This window comes from Microbacterium sp. zg.Y909, from assembly GCF_024626565.1.
The window spans coordinates 1-1,583 of sequence record NZ_JANJFJ010000491.1; the positions used below are offsets into that span (position 1 = coordinate 1).

The 1,583-nt window shown below is 68.0% G+C and carries 2 protein-coding genes; both read right to left on the reverse strand.

Annotated features, from left to right (window positions below; all coding sequences use genetic code 11):
* Positions 1–101: 101 nt before the first annotated feature.
* Positions 102–626, reverse strand: coding sequence for a septum formation family protein (locus tag NQ160_RS21800; protein WP_257517145.1), 525 nt, complete (start codon positions 624–626; stop codon positions 102–104).
* 155 nt (positions 627–781) lie between these two features.
* Positions 782–1,381, reverse strand: a complete 600-nt coding sequence (locus NQ160_RS21805; RefSeq protein WP_257517146.1) for a vitamin K epoxide reductase family protein — start codon at positions 1,379–1,381, stop codon at positions 782–784.
* Positions 1,382–1,583 lie beyond the last annotated feature (202 nt).

Below are 1,583 nucleotides of genomic sequence, written 5' to 3' on the forward strand. Positions count from 1 at the left end.
GGGTCAGAGGTGCCGAGTACGTCGAGCCGCAGCTGGGCCACGATCGCGATGAGGGAGCAGTTCGTCGCCGTGGGGCAACTGCTCATCCGGCGATGGGGATGTCAGCGGGCGGAACCGGCCAGGCTCCCGGTCACTTTTTCGCCGCTGAGGTCGTAGACCATGCAGAGGATCTCGCGGTCGCCCTGCTCCCACGACTGCTCGGTGGGGTACATCGGCCAGTAGTCCAGCGAGGACTCGTCATACGCGACGCCCACGAAGTCGGCGAACTCGTCGATGCAGGTCTCGCGCGCCTCGGTTTTCAGTTCATCCTCGCCGGGGTACTCCGATGCGGTGGAATCGAACACGTAGTAGACCTCGTCCTCGTGCGGCTCGCTGCACGGCACGACAGGGATGCTTTCCACCTCCGTGGTGTCGCTGAGCCCTGAAGTGTTCAGGCAGTCGCCGAGCGTGATCGAGAAGACGTCGACGGCGTCGCCGCTTTCGTCGGGCTGGCTGGTCTCGTCGCCGTCGAGGCGCACGGCACCGGAGGTGTCGGGCGTGGCGACGCAGCCGCTCAGCGAGGTCAAGCCGACCACGAGCAGGGCTGCGGCGACGAGGTGCGGACAGACGAGCTTGATCTTGGTCACGATCTTCTCCGTGTCGGTACGTCGTTTTCACGAGTTGTCACGTCGATTTCGGCGGATGCCGAGGGCAGCGCATCGTTCGGCAGCATTCTCCATCGCGAGGGGCGAAGGTGCCATGGGGCCGCCTGCTCGGACATGCGGACCGCCCCGGGGCGATGTCAGAGGCTGCCCAGCACGTCGAGCCGCACCTGGGCCACGATCGCGATGAGGGCGTAGTTCAGCACCGTGAGCAGCGGCGCCCATGTCAGCAAGGCGGCGCCGAGGCGCGGCATCCGCCCCCACACCCCATCGCGGAGCGCCCAGCCGAGCGTGAACCAGAAGAGCGGAATGGTCACGAGCCACACGACCATGCACCACGGGCAGAGGGACCCGTACTCGAAGATGCTGCGGTACGCGAAGAGGTGCACCAGCGCGAACCCGCCGAGGACGAACACGGTGAACACGCGCCAGAACCACACCCGCAGTCCGTCGGGCGCGGCCAGCGCGCTCACGCCGGCGTACACCGGGCCGAGGAAGAGCGTCATGCCGATGATCGAGTTGCTGAACCCCAGCAGGTTGCCGCCGGGTGACAGCAGGTTGGGTCCGCACGTGACCAGCACGCTGATCTGGCATGAGAACAGCGGGTCGGAGCCGGTGAGCTGCCCGATGTACTCCTGGTAGAGCAGGAACGACACCACCCACCCGGCCGCCGCGGCGACGATCCAGAAGACGGCGAGCGCGCGCGGTAAGCGGAGGGTGGTCGCGGCAGTGGTCGACATGCCCCTCAGTCTGGCGTCCCGCTCGCGCCACCCGCTGATCGGCCGGCCGTGCAAACCCCACCCACCTCGCCCCGGCCGGCCCCACCAGACGCTGAGACGAATACGGGCGGCCGAGACTGTGGGGATTACCCACTGTCTCGGCCGCCCAGTTTCGTTTCACCGATCGGGGGGGGGGGTCGCGGGGTGGGGCGGGCCCCCCCGG